The following is a 15,402-nucleotide window of genomic DNA, read 5'->3' on the forward strand; positions in this document are numbered from 1 at the left end:
TTTTTAGCTAAAACTTTGATCTTATAAAATCCCACAATGCGAAAGAGGACAGGGGTTATGAAATGGGTATCAATCCATTTTCAGACATGACATAAGAAGAGTTAAAAGCCCGTTTCTTAAGTCACAAATTGAATGTTCCGAAGTTACCACAACATTTCAAACTCTCTAAGTCAAACTAACTTCTCTTACAAGAAGTCAATCAGAGCTAAAACCCACATCAAACAAAAACGAAGGTTGGAACAGCAAAATAAGCAATATTGAAACCAATAAAGTATGGTAAATATTGGTACTTCTCCTTAAATACATGCCAATAGCCACAAACGAAAACATCACAACCGATCGCACCACTGACGCCGCCAATCCTGCAATTAATCCGAAAGAGGACAGCGACAGTAAAATAATAATTAATTTGATAAAAGAACCTCGTTTGTTGTTAGGAAAGGGCTTGAGAAGGAAAGTCACAAAAAGCAATATAAACCCAATGTGCAATCCTGAGACTGACAAAATATGTACGGCACCAGCATATTGGTAATCTTGAATAATATCTGACGAAATTTCCTGTTGCTGTCCTAAAATTAATGCAATGGCAACGTTAAGTTCTGCTTTGTTGAAGCGGTTATTTTCTAGATTGCGAATAATTTTTGTTCGCAATTTTGCTGCATAATACCAAGCGTCTTTGTTTATTTGAGAGCCTGTTTGAATGTCAGTCGCATCAGCATATAGTTGCGCATAGATTTGTTTGTTTTTGAGGTATTTGCCGTAATCAAATTGGTTCGGATTTTTCGCCAAAGTATTTTTATAAAGAGTGCCTTTGATGCGCAAATGAGTCCCTATTTCGAAAGGATGATTCAAGCTGTCTTTTCGGACATTCAGGAGAATTCTGCCCGAATGTTTCTTGGTGTCGATTTTGTTTACAATTGCAATATAGCGATCGTTATAAGCGGAACTTCTGAGTTTTTCCCGAATGCTAACCGACACAAGATGCGGTTTTTCGAAAATCGTTTGGCTATGGACATAATTCGATTGCTGAAAAGAATCGGTGTGGATAATTTGTGTGGTGGCGCCAATTCCTATAGCAAGAAAATAAGTGGAAAAACCAAAATAGAGCGGATTTATGGTGTTTTGTTTTGACAGAAAATAAGTAACGCCAAAAATAATTCCTGCAAGCAGCAGCAGGATAAATATACATTCGGGATTGGGGTTTAGATAATAGGTGCCAAGTATGCCCATAACAAACCCAATCGTAATTCTCGCTAAAGGGAACTTTAATATTTCCATAAAACTAAAGTACGCATTTTTTAGTGCGAAATAACTTTAAGTTTTTACAAAAGTATTCTATTGACCTGAGCAAATGATTTTTGATAATATGGTTCTTTAGTCGAAGATACAATTACACCGCTAGAAGTGGCTGAATGGATGAATTTTATCTCGTCAGCATTGACTTCAATCACCATTCCCACATGGTTGATTTGTCTTCGGCCATTGGTCCTGAAGAATATTAGATCTCCTTTTTTGATGTTTTCCCGTTCGACGACAGCTCCTAATTTTGATTGTTCAAACGAACTGTGCGGAAGTTTTATATGATACAAATCAAAGATGTTGTACATCAATCCAGAACAGTCAAATCCCTCATCAGTAATACCGCCACTTTTATAATTGGTTCCTATTTTAGTTGATGCCAAATTAATTAATTGTTCTACCAGATAGCTTGAATCGGCTGTGTTTACAATATAATCCGATGCCTCAACTTCAATGATTTTACTTTTTTTAACAATCTCTTTTTTCTTTTCGGCTTTAGTGTGGAGTTCTTTTTTTGCAATTATTTTTTTTGCAATGGGAGGAGTATATATTCCTTTATCTTCAGCTTCTTTCTTGGAGGTTATTATGGCTGAAGTGGGTTTGCAGGCAGTAAAAAAAAGTACTAAGAAAAAGAGTGATACAATTCGTTTCAAAAGATTTTATTTTTGGCAAATTTAAACATTTTAAATGAAATAGATTCTACTGGGTTTTTTGTGAAAATTATAGCATTTAATCAAATTACTTCGCCTATTCGACCTTCGGTCTCGGGTCACAAAGATTTAAACCATTAAGAAAATAAGGCAATTAAGTTTTGGTGTGTACTTAATATTACTTAACTCCCTTAATGGTTCGAAAAAATGAAATTTCACGACTTTTACACTAGACCGAATTAAATAGATTTTTGCAAATCGGCTACTATTAGTTTTGCTGTTTTTTGGCTGGCGCCAACACCGCCTAATTTTTCTTCTAATAGATTATATTTTTCCAAAAGAGTTTTACGATAATTAGGTTCCATTATTTTTTTCAACTCTTCACCAATTCGTTTTTTAGTGCAGTCTTCTTGGATTAGCTCCGTGACCACTTCCTCATCCATGATCAGGTTGACCAATGAAATATATTTGAGGGTAATAATTCGTTTTGCAATTTGATACGAAGTCCAACTGCCTTTATAACAAACAATTTCGGGCACTTTAAATAGAGCCGTTTCCAGAGTTGCAGTCCCCGATGTAACTATCGCTGCAGTCGAATTTCGAAGCAAGTCATAGGTCTTATTCGAAACAAATTTTATGTTTTCATTACTTATAAAACCCTCGTAGAATGAATATTCTTGGCTCGGAGCTCCAGCAATCACAAATTGGTAATCCGGGAAATCATTTACCACGCTCAGCATTACCGAAAGCATTTTAATAATTTCCTGTTTACGGCTACCGGGCAAAATGGCAACAATGGGTTTTCCGTTTAATTGATTTGCTTTTCTAAAAGTAGCGTCATCAATTATGGGTTGGTCGTGAATGGCATCAATCAGCGGATGACCCACAAACTCAACGGGAAAAAGGTGCTTAACTTCGTAAAAATCTTTTTCGAAAGGCAGAATAACGTACATTTTATCGACATCTCGTTTTATGTCCGTAATTCGGCTTTCTTTCCAAGCCCAAATCTGTGGAGAAATATAATAATGGGTTTTAAAACCGAGTTCTTTTGCCCATTTTGCAATACGCAAGTTAAAACCGGGATAATCAATGAAAATAATGACATCAGGATTAAAGTCAGCAATGTCTTTTTTACAAATTTTAATGTTATTTAAAATGGTTTTCAAATGAAAAATAACCTCAATAAAACCCATAAAAGCTAAATCACGGTAGTGTTTTACGATAGAGCCACCAACAGCGCTCATTAAATCGCCACCCCAAAATCTAATTTCTGCATTAGGGTCTTCTTTGTACAATGCTTTCATTAAATTTGAACCATGCAAGTCTCCAGATGCTTCTCCAGCTATAAAGTAGTATTTCATTTTTGTAATTTAATCAATATTAAGCAAACAAAGTTATAATTGCTAGGGTTATAACCGCAAGGATTACACCTCTAGCCATCATTTCGTTATTCATTTTTAATAAAATAGCGAATACTACAAGGTCAAGAATTGAGCCTAAAGTAATTAATTTTCCTAATTTGCCTTCTGATTTTATAGATTGAATTCCAGTTATAAAATCAAAATTAGTAAAAAAGTAAATAAAAATAAAAACGCCTAAAGTTGAGGTTAATAATCCAATTATAAATCCTAATAGTATTGCAGTTTTATTCATATTTGTAAATTTTATTAGCGACCATAAATGGTTTCGCTTTTAATTATTAGTTTTTGCTGTTGCAAACTAAATTTTAGTGGATATTTTATTCCAATTCCAATTGTTTAGTTGCTGTATGGCATGATGAGCCGTTAAATCAAATTGTATTGGGACTAGTGATATATAGCCATTGGCTAAAGCCCACTCATCGGTATCTTCGCCATTGTCTTGGTTAACAAATTCCCCAGTAAGCCAGTAATAATCTCTTCCTTGTGGTGTTTTTCGTTTGTCGAATTTTTCCATCCAAATAGCCTTAGCTTGTCGACAAACTTTTATACCTTTTATGTCTTTTTCTTTTAATTTTGGAAAATTGACATTCAGAACTATGTTTTCTGGAAGTCCTTTTTCGAGAACTTCTAAAATAATTGTCTTAACAAAGGATTTTATAGGTTCAAAATCGGCATTCCAATTATAATCACATAATGAAAAACCAATTGATGGAATTCCTTGGATCCCTCCTTCAACTGCGGCACTCATTGTTCCAGAGTAAATCACATTGATTGACGAATTAGAGCCATGATTAATTCCAGATACACATAAGTCTGGTTTTCTTTTCAATATTTCATTTATGGCTAATTTGACTGCATCTACTGGGGTTCCAGAACAAGTATATTCTAAAATAGCTTCATTTTCTTTAGATATTTTATTGATATATAAAGTATCATTTATGGTAATTGAGTGCCCTTTTGCACTTTGTGGACTGTCCGGAGCAACCACTACAACTTCAGCAAAATCAGATGTTATTTCAATAAGAGTCCTAATTCCTGGTGCAGAAATCCCGTCATCATTGGTTATCAAGATTAAAGGCTTAATTATAAGATCACGATTTTTATTCAAAACAAAGTCTTTTAGTAAATTTGTAAACAAAGAAAAACAAAATTAATTTACTAAAATAATTAATGCTTATTCAAAAAAAACATTTTTATATCTTTAACAAAAATTTATGCAAGCCTTGTATTTGTTAGCATGGTTTTTAATGTAATTTAGATTTTAATTTAACTATGAATACTATTATACATTTTATGAAACGAAATTATAAAACACTCCTACTTGTTGGTTTTCTTTCCATAACATTATTTGCCTTCAAATATAAAACTATTAGTAGTTCTACAGATCCTGAAAAAGATAGAACACTCATAGAAATATTGGCTTTTGTTATTGAAAAAGGCCATTATAGCCCTGCTGCCATTGACGATACTTTTTCTAAAGGTATTTATAAAGATTATATTTTGGCATTAGACCCTTCAAAAAGATTTTTTCTCCAATCAGATATTGATGAGTTTTCAAAATATGAAACAGATTTAGATGATCAGTTTTTGAATAAAGAATTAACATTTTTCGACCTTACTTATAATCGTTTGATGAAAAGAATGTCCGAAAATCAAAAGATTTATAAAGAAATTTTGAGTAAACCTTTTGATTATTCGGTTGATGAGACTTTCAATACAGATTATGAAAAAGCTCCATATGCCAAAAATAATGAAGAATTAAAAGATAGATGGTATAAACAAATAAAACTATCTACGTTGTCTTCAATAACTGATAGATTAAAAATTCAAGAAAACAAAGCAAAAGGAATTATAGAAAAAAAAGAAGATAATGGATTAACCGATATTTTAAAGCAAGGTGAATTTCAGGATCCAATAGAAAAAGAAAAAACAGAAAAATCGGCAGAAATTGAAAAACCAAAAACTTTTGAAGAATTAGAAAAAAGTACTCGTGAAAGTTCCGTAAAATCTTTGGATGAATATTTTGTTTTCATGAAGGAATTGGATAGAGAAGATTGGTTTTCAGTGTATATTAATTCTATAACTACCCGTTTTGATCCTCATACAAGTTATTTTCCTGCCGATGAAAAAGAACGTTTTGATGTTAGTATCAGCGGAAAATTTGAAGGAATTGGTGCAAGATTACAAAAGAAAAATGATTTTACCGAAATTTCAGAACTAATTTCAGGAGGGCCAGCATGGAGAGGAAAATTACTTGAATCTGGAGATATTCTTATGAAAGTTGCCCAAGGTAAAGATGAGCCTGTTGATGTTGTTGGTATGCGTTTAGATAATGTAGTTAAAAAAATAAAAGGACCTAAAGGAACCGAAGTTCGATTGACTGTAAAGAAAGTAGATGGCAGTATTAAAACAATTTCGATAATAAGAGATATTGTTGAAATTGAGGAAACCTATGCTAAGTCGAGTATTGTCGAAAGAAATGGTTTAAAATATGGTATTATTTATTTACCAAAATTCTATATCGACTTTGAAAACAAAGAAGGTCGAGATGCTGGAAAAGATATTGCTATAGAAGTGGAAGCTTTAAAAAAAGCAGGTGTAAACGGTATTGCTTTAGATGTCCGTGATGATGGTGGGGGATCATTATCAACAGTAGTCGATATAGCTGGATTATTTATTGAAGAAGGACCTATTGTACAAATAAAATCTTCGGGAAGAAAAAAAGAAGTATTATACGATCGAGATAAAAAAATTGAATGGGATGGACCATTAGTTATTATGGTAAACAGTTTCTCGGCTTCGGCTTCTGAAATATTAGCAGCAGCCATTCAAGATTATAAAAGAGGAATTATTATTGGTAGTAAACAAACTTATGGTAAAGGAACAGTACAAAATGTTATCGATTTAAATCAATTTGTACGAAGCAGTGGCATGGGAGATTTAGGTGCTTTGAAGACGACAACCCAAAAATTCTATCGAATTAATGGGGGCTCTACTCAACTTGAAGGTGTTGCTAGTGATGTCGTAATGCCAGACAAATATTCTTATTTAAAAATGGGTGAACGCGATGTTGACAATGCCATGCCTTGGGATAAAATTGATCAGGCGGAATATAGTGTTTGGACTAAAAATGAAAATTTTGAAAAAGTGATTCAAAAAAGCAAATTAAGAATTGCCCAAAACCCTCAATTTAAATTAATTGAAGAAAATGCAAAATGGATAGACCAACGAAGTAAAGAAAATATTTATAGCCTTAAGTTTGAAAACTTTAAAAAAGAGCAACAAAAAATCGAAGAAACAATCAAAAAATATAAGCCAATTGCTGATTATGATTCTCGCGTTAACTTTACTTCATTACCAACCGAAATTGAATTAATGAAAAATGATGCTTCCCTTAAAGAAAAAAGAGACCGTTGGCATGAAAGCTTGAAAAAAGATGTTTACGTAGAAGAAGCTTTAAATGTATTGGATGATTTGCAATCGAAACCAGTAGTTAAAAAAGAATTTGCAAATAAAATCAATAAAGTTAAATTGGTTAAATCATAAGAACTCTTTATTGTAAAAATTTGAAAACCCAAGAAAAATATTCTTGGGTTTTTTTATAAAAGTATTCCTTGACATTAAGAATGTTTATAATAACTCCTTCGTAGATATTTAAATCCCTACCACTCATTCACTTTATTGGCATCCATTTTTATAAAAATAAAAAGCAAAATTGTAAAACCCCAGAGTCCTGAACCCCCATAAGAAAAGAAGGGCAGTGGTACCCCTATAGTTGGAAATATCCCTAATACCATTGCAATATTGACAAAGAAGTGAATAAACAAAATGCCAGCTACACAATAGCCATAAACCCTGCTAAATTTAGTTTTTTGTCTTTCGGCTAGGTAGATTATTCTCAAAATTAACCCTACGAATAAACCAATTACAAGAAGTGATCCTATAAAGCCCCACTCTTCGCCAACTGTCGTAAATATATAATCGGTGTGTTGTTCGGGAACAAATCCGCCTTTGGTTTGTGTTCCTTCAAGAAATCCTTTTCCAAACCAGCCACCAGAACCAATGGCAATTTCTGATTGATTAGTATTGTATCCAATACCTTTCATATCTACCGACTTACCCAGAAGAATATTAAAACGATCTCTATGGTGTTGTTTAAATACATGATTGAATACATAATTTACAGAAAGCACAAAACCCGAAATTGCTACAAAAAGAATACTACTCAGTACAATATTTCTCTCTGACAACCTTGACTTGAAATGAATAAATATAATGATAAGTAAAGAAAGTAGAATTACATATTGAGGTTCTAATATTAGTGTAAATACAAATAAAAGTATGGTAACAAATCCAGTCCAAACATACCAAGAAGGCAAGCCTTCACGATATAAAACAATAATAAATATACTGTAAATTAATGCACTTCCAGGATCGGGTTGTGGTAATATTAAGAGCACAGGCAAAAAAACAATTAATAGTGCTTGTATTTGTTTGTTTGCATCTTTTAAATTTATTTGTGAATCGCTTAAATACTTTGCTAATGCTAATGCTGTTGCTGCTTTAGCAAACTCTGAGGGTTGTAGCGTAAAGCTTCCGATAGCATACCAACAACGTTGTCCGGCAATAGTTTTACCAGCTACAAACAAACCGGCAAGTGATAACAAAGATATTCCAAAGATGATACTAGCATATTTTTCATAAAACTTCCCATCAATAGAAATGATTATAAAAATTAACGGAATAGTTAAAACAATAAAAATAAGTTGCTTTTCGAAAGTACCTTCTAACGAGGATAAGGATGAAGAATAAATATTAAGCCAACCCATTAATACTAATAGGCCATAAATGATAACACAAATCCAGTCTAGGTTGTTTGTTATACTTTGATTTTTCATTTCAAATGAATCAGGTATTAATTTTGTTTAGTTGAATCTTTTTTTAGAGTAGGAACAACTGTTTTCAATTTTAAAATCGAATCTTTTTTTCTTAAATCCATTTTTATAGTTTCGGAAACACCACCTAATTTTACATACCTACTTTGTAAACTTCTTTCCAAAATTCTTTTTTCTAGATCTACTCTTGTTATTTTATGTTTAAGATATTTTTCAATCATTAGACTGGCTATAGGGCCCGCAATGGTGGATCCAAAACCTCCATTTTCGACTAAAATTGCAATAGCTATTTTAGGATTGTCTTTTGGTGCGAAAGCCACAAAAATGGAGTGATCTTCTAGTTTTGTTCTTATACCATTAATTTTTGCAAAATTCTCAGCAGTACCTGTTTTACCGCAAATATCAATACCCTCGACATTTAATCCATGAGCAGTTCCAAGATTATAAACATCAAATAAACCACTTATCATAGGTTTAAAATATTTTTTATCTATTGATGTTTGATGTTTTGTTGTAAATTTTTTGTCGATAACTTGACCTTTAATTTTTTTAATGATATGTGGTGTATAATAATACCCTTCATTGGCTACTGCACTCATCATATTTGCCAGTTGAATAGGGGTCATCAATACTTCACCTTGTCCGATGGCATTTGATACAATAGTTTTACTATCCCAACGCCAATCTGGATACATCTTTTTATAGGTTTTTGAATCTGGCACTTTCCCTTTTTTCCCTGTTGGTAAATCATAACCCATAAAATTACCTAATCCAAAACTTTTTACATGTTTACTCCAAACATTTACAGCATGAGGTGGATTAACATATTTATTGATAGTTCGCATGTATGTAGATCCAAAATAAGTATTACAAGAATTATAGATTCCGTTATGTAATTGATGTGGTCCAGAACCGTGACATTTCATAAATCGTCCACGTGCATAACTAAATCCATGGTGACACATAAAAGTAGTTTGTTCTGTAATTACTTTTTCTTGAAGACCAATTAAACCAGTTAAAATTTTAAATGGGGATCCTGGTGGATATTCAGCAAGTAGACCTCTATCATAGAGTGGTTTTGCAATCGAATCATGGTATAAAATGGTATAATTTTTAGACCTTTGTCTACCAACTAATATCGACGGATCATAAGAAGGTGCAGTAACCAAAGCTAATATTTCACCGGTTTTGGGCTCAATAGCTACAATTCCACCTCTTTTATTGATCATCAACTCCTCACCATATTTTTGAAGTTCCAGATCAATAGAGAGATTGATGTCTTTTCCTTGTACAGCTAAAGTATCGTATTTTCCTTCTTTGTACGAACCAATTTCTCGGTTGTATTTATCTTTTTGAATATATTTAACCCCTTTTATACCGCGTAATATTTCTTCATAACTTTGTTCTACGCCTTGCATGCCTATTAAATCACCACTATTATAATAGGGATTTTTTTCAATTAATTTTTCGTTGACCTGTGTAATAAAACCAAAAACGTTGGCTCCAAAAGTGACCTGATAATCTCGAAGTGAACGCTTTTGAAAATAGAAACCTTCGTATTTTCGTATCTTTTCTTGGAATGCAGCAAACTCTTTTTTATTCAATTGAGCTAAAAAAACTGAGGGAAGTCTGGGACTATAAACTTTTGCTTTCTCAATTTTTTTGATAAATTCCTCTTTTGTGACATCTAATAATTCACAAAACTCAATCGTGTCAAGATTTTTTATTTCTCTTGGAATGACCATGATGTCATATGAGGGCTGGTTGGCGACTAATAATTTTCCTGATCTGTCATAAATATAACCTCTCTCAGGATAGTCATATTTTATTTTAATCGCGTTATTGTCTGATTTTAATTTAAAGGAGTCATCTATTACTTGTAAATAAAATAATCGTATTACAAGTAAAGAAGTTGTAATTATTATTAACGAAGGGAGCAATATTTTTCTCATCTTCTATTAGGCTTTGTAAGGTATATTATGATTATGCAAATTAGAATTGTAAAAATAGAACTCAATATGATTCTAAGTAAGTTATCAAAGAAGAAACTCATTTGAAATGTCTCTAAAACAAACAAAGTTATATGATGAATTAACACAGCAAGGACTAAAAAAGAAAAGCGTTCAGGAGTTAAAATATCATTTAATTTTACAGTTTGATATTCATAACTAATTCCAAATGCAAATTTAAATATATAGGGTCTATAATAAGCCAATACAATACTTGCAGTGGTATGTATACCTCCAGAATTACTGAATACATCTAAAATTAGACCCAGAAAAAAACTAGCAATTAGTAGCCCATATTTATTACCATTTACTGGGTATAATATAATAAAGAGTATGTATGGAAAGGGACTAATATATCCCATAAAATTCATGTTATTAAAAATAACAATTTGAACCGTAAGCAACAGTAAAAAACGAAAAACATTTATGAACAAAGTACTATTCATCTTTTTCTTTATTTTCTAGTTTTAGTATTTCTTCACGATCCTTACTCTTAATAACATAAACATGACCTAAATTTGTCATGTCGTTAAATAATTTAACATTAAGAGTATAATAATTAGTTTTATTATCAATGTAAATTTTGTCAATAGTTCCAATATTAATATTTGCAGGAAAGATTACAGATTGACCTCCTGTAACAATAGTGTCACCTTTTCTAATGGCAGCTAATCTTGGAATATCTATCAATTGAACAAAACCAGTACTTTTACCGTCCCAAATCAATGAACCAAAATGGTTCGATTTTTTAATTTTTGCGTTTATTTGTGATTTGATATTTAATATACTAATTACAGTAGCATATTTTGGAGAAGTGTCATCAATAATCCCTACAATTCCTGAACTATTTACGACACCCATGTCTGGTTTTATTCCATGAACACTCCCAGAATTAATAGTTAAATAATTTTCGTGAGAATCATAGGTATTATGAATCACTTTTGAAACAATAATGTCGGTAGCATTTAATCCTCTAATGCTATCTAATTTTTGTATAGTAGACGTGTCTTTGGTATTAAAAAGTATACTTCTTAGTTTAGCATTTTCTTGTGCAAGTGCATCATTTTGAGTTCTTAAATTAAAATATTCACTGATATTATTAATTTTTTCGTATACTCCGCCACTTAAAAAATTTGCAGAGCTTATAATCCTACTTTTATGATATGAATGCGACTGGATAGTTAAGAATAAGGAAAACACTAAAAGCAGCAAAAAAAGTAATCTATTACTGTTTTTTAAAATAAAATTAACTATTTGCTGCATAATTTATTAAATTATAAAGTTTCAAAATCCAAATTCCAGGCTTTTGTAAACCATCTTGGAATTTAAATTTTGATTTTTGGAGTTTTTATTTTATAAGGATGCTTTTAAATTTAACAAGGTTTTTAAGAGCCATTCCTGTGCCTCTAACTACTGCTCTCAAAGGATCTTCAGCAATATAAACTGGCAAATCTGTTTTTTGTGAAATCCTTTTATCTAAACCTCTCAACATAGACCCTCCACCTGCAAGATAAATACCAGTATTGTATATGTCAGCTGCTAATTCTGGGGGAGTTTGAGATAAAGTTTCCATAACAGCATCTTCTATACGTTGTATTGATTTGTCTAATGCTTTGGCAATTTCGCGATACGAAACAGCAACTTGTTTTGGTTTTCCTGTTAGTAAATCCCTCCCTTGAACTGACATTTCTTCTGGAGGGGTTTCTAAATCTTCGACAGCTGCTCCAACTTGAATTTTAATTTTTTCGGCAGTACTTTCACCAACAAAAAGATTGTGTTGCGTACGCATATAATATACGATGTCATTGGTAAAAACATCTCCAGCAATTTTAACGGATTTGTCACAAACAATTCCACCTAATGCAATTACAGCAATTTCTGTAGTTCCACCTCCTATATCAACAATCATGTTCCCTTTAGGTTGCATTATATCGATACCAATACCTATAGCAGCGGCCATGGGTTCGTGAATTAAATATACCTCTTTGCCATTTACCCTTTCGCATGATTCTTTTACCGCTCTCATTTCTACTTCGGTTATTCCTGAAGGAATACAAACAACCATTCGCAATGCTGGAGTAAACATTCTTTTTTTCAAAGCAGGAATGCTTTTTATAAGCATGCTAATCATTTTTTCAGAAGCATCAAAATCGGCGATTACGCCGTCTTTCAAAGGTCGAATTGTTTTAATATTTTCATGGGTTTTTCCTTGCATCATGTTAGCTTCTTTGCCAACTGCAATGATTTTTCCCGAAACTCTATCTCGGGCAACTATTGACGGACTGTCAATAACAACTTTATCGTTATGAATGATTAAAGTATTTGCGGTACCAAGATCTATAGCAATATCCTCGGTCATGAAATCAAAAAATCCCATATTTTTTTGGGTTTAATAGTTATAAAAATTTAACATACAAATCTAAACAAATTAATGTTTAAAATGACGTGTTCCTGTAAATACCATTGCAACTTTATTTTCATTACAATAATCAATGCTTAATTGATCTTTTATAGATCCTCCAGGTTGAATGACTGCTGTAATTCCAGCATTTTTTGCTAATTCAACACAGTCAGGAAATGGAAAAAAAGCATCGCTTGCCATTGAAGCACCTTCAAGACTAAATCCAAAAGCTTTTGCTTTTTCAATTGCTTGCATTAAGGCATCCACTCTCGAGGTTTGACCTGTTCCTGATGAAATTAAAGTGCCGTTTTTGGCAAATACTATCGTATTTGACTTAGTGTTTTTGCAAACTTTAGAAGCAAAAATTAAATCTTCAACTTCTTGAGAAGTTGGTGAAATTAAAGTAACTGTTTTTAAGTCAGTTTTAGTATCTGTAATGTTATTTCTTTCTTGAACTAAAATACCGTTCAAGCAAGTTCGAACCTGTTTTTGAGGTAATTCTACTTCGTTTTGAACCAATATTATTCTGTTTTTCTTTTCTTGTAAAATCGCTATAGCTTCAGAATTATAGCTTGGAGCGATGACGACTTCACAAAATAATTTATTTATTTCAGTTGCAGTTGCTACATCTATTTTTGTATTAGCGATTAAAACCCCACCAAATGCTGAGGTTGGATCGCAGGCTAAAGCCACTTTATAAGCTTCACTAATTGTTTCCCTAGTTGCTAAACCACAAGCGTTATTGTGTTTTAAAATGGCAAATGTAGGGACATCATTTTTAAACTCAGCAATTAAATTTACTGCTGCATCAACATCCAATAAATTGTTATATGACAATTCTTTTCCGTGCACTTTTTTGAACATGGCGTCAAAATCGCCAAAGAAAAACCCTTTTTGATGTGGATTTTCTCCATATCTCAACACTTGTCCATCAGCAATACTAGTTTTAAAAAGAGTCTCATCAGTATTAAAATAATTGAAAATTGCGGTGTCATAATGAGAAGAAACGTGAAATGCTTTCGTTGCAAATAATTTTCTGTCTTCTAATGTTGTAGCACCATTTTGGTTAGAAATTAAATCTAAAAGCAAGCTATATTCTGAAACTGAAGGAACTATTACAGTGTCTTTGAAATTTTTTGCAGCAGCACGAATTAAAGAAATACCACCAATATCTATTTTTTCGATAATATCACTTTCATTAGCTCCTGAAGCTACTGTTTTTTCAAAAGGATACAAGTCTACAATCACTAAATCAATTTGCGGAATATCGTATTCCTGCATTTGTTGAACATCAGTTTCGTTATCTTGACGATTCAAAATTCCTCCAAAAACTTTCGGGTGTAAGGTTTTAACTCGTCCACCCAGTATAGAGGGGTATGAAGTAACATCTTCTACTGGAACTACAGGAATGCCTAGGTTTTTAATAAAATCTTCAGTACCCCCTGTGGAATAAAAGATAACATTTTGCTCGTGTAATTTTTGTATAATTGGCTCTAAACCTTCTTTTGAAAAAACTGAAATTAAAGCTGATTTGATTGTTTTTGTAGTGTTCATCTATCGTTTGAAATTTATCGTGCAAAAGTAGTTTTTTTGTATAAAGAAAGCAATGATATTGTGTAACAATAATTTAAATTATAACACAAACCTAAAGAGCCAGTTTAATTAGGTTCTTGAAATAAATTTATAGAATTTTACAGTATTGCAAATTATTACATTTATGTTAATTTACTTTAGATTGGTTAAGGAAAGTTTCCGTTTTGCTATTAGTGCTTTGCAAAATAATAAATTGCGTACACTTTTGTCTTTGTTAGGAGTTACCATTGGTATTTTCTCTATTATTTCTGTTCTAGCAGCTGTTGATTCTTTGAATAGAAAAATCACTAAAGATTTGAGTACTTTAGATAAAAACACTATTTATTTAATGAAAATGTCATTTGGACCTTCCGAAATTCCGCAATGGAAAAGGGAGCAGTTTCCTAATGTTAAATACGACGAATATATTTATTTGAAAAGTGCTATGGCCAATACAGATCAAATGGGATATCAAATTTTCACAAAAACCGAATCAGTTAAATTTGAGTCTAATACCATTAGTAATATTAATATTCTGGCGGTTTCTCATGAGTTTATTGATATACAAGGTCTTGAATTTGAAAAGGGTAGGTTTTATACTGAATCCGAAGCCAATTCAGCAGCAAAAGTTATTGTTATTGGTGACGAAATTGACAAAGCATTATTTAACAATGAGTATTCAATAGGGAAAAAAGTGCGTTTATATGGTCAAAGATTTACGGTTATAGGAGTTTTAAAAAAACAGGGATTAGGCTTGTTCGGAGATAGTGATGATAATTCTGCATATATTCCAGTTAATTTTTTGAGACAATTATATGGTGAAAACAATAAGTCATTAATTAATGCTATAATTTTTAACCCAAAAAACGGTATCGATATGGATGCTTATAAGGCAGAAATTTCACAAAAGTTAAGAAGTTTGAGAGGGTTAAAATCAGGTGCTATTGATAACTTTTTTATAAATGTTTTCTCGGGGTTTACGAATTTGATAGACGGAATCATTTCCCAAATGAATGTCGTGGGTTGGATCATTAGCGGATTTTCGCTTCTTGTAGGTGGTTTTGGAATTGCCAATATCATGTTCGTTTCGGTCAAAGAACGGACTAATCTTATTGGGATTCAAAAATCATTGGGAGCTAAAAATTCATTTATACT

13 protein-coding genes are annotated in these 15,402 nt (G+C 32.0%); 2 read left to right on the forward strand and 11 right to left on the reverse strand.

Annotated features, from left to right (window positions below; genetic code table 11):
• Window positions 1–195 precede the first annotated feature (195 nt).
• The 5 genes from ACKVOD_RS01800 to surE form a co-directional block, all read right to left on the reverse strand.
• A complete protein-coding gene (locus ACKVOD_RS01800; RefSeq protein ID WP_409207771.1) occupies window positions 196–1,278 on the reverse strand; it encodes a ComEC/Rec2 family competence protein in 1,083 nt (360 codons plus the stop codon).
• Window positions 1,279–1,322: 44 nt separating this feature from the next.
• Entirely contained in the window at window positions 1,323–1,952 is a 630-nt protein-coding gene (locus ACKVOD_RS01805; protein WP_409207772.1) for a C40 family peptidase, read from the reverse strand.
• Window positions 1,953–2,188: 236 nt separating this feature from the next.
• Entirely contained in the window at window positions 2,189–3,310 is a 1,122-nt protein-coding gene (gene lpxB, locus ACKVOD_RS01810; protein WP_409207773.1) for a lipid-A-disaccharide synthase, read from the reverse strand.
• A 19-nt stretch (window positions 3,311–3,329) separates the two neighbouring features.
• Window positions 3,330–3,602, reverse strand: coding sequence for a hypothetical protein (locus ACKVOD_RS01815; RefSeq protein WP_409207774.1), 273 nt, complete (start codon window positions 3,600–3,602; stop codon window positions 3,330–3,332).
• A 66-nt stretch (window positions 3,603–3,668) separates the two neighbouring features.
• Window positions 3,669–4,457, reverse strand: coding sequence for a 5'/3'-nucleotidase SurE (surE, locus tag ACKVOD_RS01820; RefSeq protein WP_409207783.1), 789 nt, complete (start codon window positions 4,455–4,457; stop codon window positions 3,669–3,671).
• 185 nt (window positions 4,458–4,642) lie between these two features.
• On the opposite strand from surE, the gene ACKVOD_RS01825 reads away from it, so the two are divergent.
• On the forward strand, window positions 4,643–6,916 hold the full coding sequence (locus tag ACKVOD_RS01825; protein ID WP_409207775.1) for a carboxy terminal-processing peptidase: 2,274 nt from the start codon (window positions 4,643–4,645) through the stop codon (window positions 6,914–6,916).
• A 116-nt stretch (window positions 6,917–7,032) separates the two neighbouring features.
• On the opposite strand, the gene rodA is transcribed toward ACKVOD_RS01825, so the two are convergent.
• The 6 genes from rodA to purH all read right to left on the reverse strand — a co-directional run bounded on the left by rodA (window position 7,033) and on the right by purH (window position 14,229).
• Window positions 7,033–8,268: a rod shape-determining protein RodA gene (gene rodA, locus ACKVOD_RS01830; protein WP_409207776.1), complete on the reverse strand. Its 1,236-nt coding sequence runs from the start codon at window positions 8,266–8,268 to the stop codon at window positions 7,033–7,035.
• Window positions 8,269–8,285: 17 nt separating this feature from the next.
• Window positions 8,286–10,217, reverse strand: a complete 1,932-nt coding sequence (gene mrdA, locus ACKVOD_RS01835; protein WP_409207777.1) for a penicillin-binding protein 2 — start codon at window positions 10,215–10,217, stop codon at window positions 8,286–8,288.
• A complete protein-coding gene (locus ACKVOD_RS01840) occupies window positions 10,214–10,720 on the reverse strand; it encodes a rod shape-determining protein MreD (protein ID WP_409207778.1) in 507 nt (168 codons plus the stop codon). The genes mrdA and ACKVOD_RS01840 overlap by 4 nt, the downstream gene beginning before the upstream one ends.
• Window positions 10,713–11,537 carry a rod shape-determining protein MreC gene (gene mreC, locus ACKVOD_RS01845; protein WP_409207779.1) on the reverse strand — a complete coding sequence of 275 codons (825 nt, stop codon included), beginning with the start codon at window positions 11,535–11,537 and terminating at the stop codon, window positions 10,713–10,715. The genes ACKVOD_RS01840 and mreC overlap by 8 nt, the downstream gene beginning before the upstream one ends.
• Window positions 11,538–11,622: 85 nt before the next feature.
• The gene (locus ACKVOD_RS01850) at window positions 11,623–12,651 is read right to left on the reverse strand and encodes a rod shape-determining protein (RefSeq protein WP_409207780.1); all 1,029 of its coding nucleotides are present in this window, start codon (window positions 12,649–12,651) and stop codon (window positions 11,623–11,625) included.
• A gap of 51 nt (window positions 12,652–12,702) precedes the next feature.
• A complete protein-coding gene (gene purH / locus ACKVOD_RS01855; protein WP_409207781.1) occupies window positions 12,703–14,229 on the reverse strand; it encodes a bifunctional phosphoribosylaminoimidazolecarboxamide formyltransferase/IMP cyclohydrolase in 1,527 nt (508 codons plus the stop codon).
• Between the two features lie 163 nt (window positions 14,230–14,392).
• Between purH and ACKVOD_RS01860 the strand changes: the two genes are divergently transcribed.
• The coding region (locus tag ACKVOD_RS01860; RefSeq protein ID WP_409207782.1) for an ABC transporter permease at window positions 14,393–15,402 on the forward strand (1,010 nt) is incomplete at its 3' end.

Source organism: Flavobacterium sp. (genome assembly GCF_046155325.1).
Classification (GTDB): domain Bacteria; phylum Bacteroidota; class Bacteroidia; order Flavobacteriales; family Flavobacteriaceae; genus Flavobacterium.